This window comes from Paenibacillus sp. P4_E11 (assembly GCF_056401635.1).
The window spans coordinates 1-944 of record NZ_JBFUIX010000571.1; the positions used below are offsets into that span (position 1 = coordinate 1).

2 protein-coding genes are annotated in these 944 nt (G+C 42.3%); both read left to right on the plus strand.

Annotated elements, in window-relative coordinates; genetic code table 11:
* On the plus strand, positions 1–386 hold a 386-nt coding region (locus AC1DWB_RS36110), incomplete at its 5' end, for a sugar phosphate nucleotidyltransferase (protein ID WP_477545862.1).
* A 1-nt stretch (position 387) separates the two neighbouring features.
* Positions 388–939: a dTDP-4-dehydrorhamnose 3,5-epimerase gene (gene rfbC / locus AC1DWB_RS36115; protein WP_477545863.1), complete on the plus strand. Its 552-nt coding sequence runs from the start codon at positions 388–390 to the stop codon at positions 937–939.
* The last annotated feature ends 5 nt before the right edge of the window (positions 940–944 follow it).

The following is a 944-nucleotide window of genomic DNA, read 5'->3' on the forward strand; positions in this document are numbered from 1 at the left end:
ATAATAAAGTTATTGAGATAGCTGAGAGCATCATGCCTTCTTCACGCGGAGAGTTGGAGATTACAGATGTGAATAAAGCGTATCTGAACTCTGGAGAGTTGCATGTGGAGATTCTCGGGCGTGGATTTTCGTGGTTGGATTCAGGGACACATGAGTCTCTTCTAGAGGCATCCCAATTTATTGAGACGATTGAGAAAAGGCAGAGCCTAAAGGTTGCTTGTCTAGAGGAAATTGCCTTTACGCTCGGTTATATTTCAAAAGAACAAGTTGAAGCCCTGGCCGAACCTATGAGGAAGAATCAATACGGACAGTATTTATATAAGATTGCAAATCAGGATATGAGAAGGCAGCCCATTCATAATATGGCTAAGGGAGAGATCAAGTAGTATGTTCATTCAGGCTACTAAATTGCCAGAGATATTGATCATCACTCCTCAAATTCACCAAGATCACCGAGGATTCTTCATAGAGAGTTACAATAAAGGTAGGATGTCTATGGAAGGCGTCCATTATGAGTTTGTTCAGGATAATCACTCCTTGTCCGTTGAATCTGGAACGCTACGGGGACTGCATTATCAATTGAATCCGTACGCGCAAACCAAACTCATTCGGGTTATTGCAGGGGCTATCTATGATGTTGCCGTAGATATTAGGAGAGACTCCCCCACATATGGGCAATGGGTTGGAGTAATTCTAAGCGACACTAATCATAGGCAACTGCTGGTTCCGCACGGATTTGCTCATGGTTTTTGTACCCTTACAGCGAATACTCAGGTGATATATAAAGTAGATCAATATTATTCTTCTAAGTATGATCGAGGAATTGCATGGAATGATCCAGAGCTGAATATTGATTGGCCAGTGACTGATCCTATCCTTTCCGAGAAAGATTCGAATCAGCCGTATCTACAGAATGCGGAAATTTTTGATGGAAGGTAGCGAGG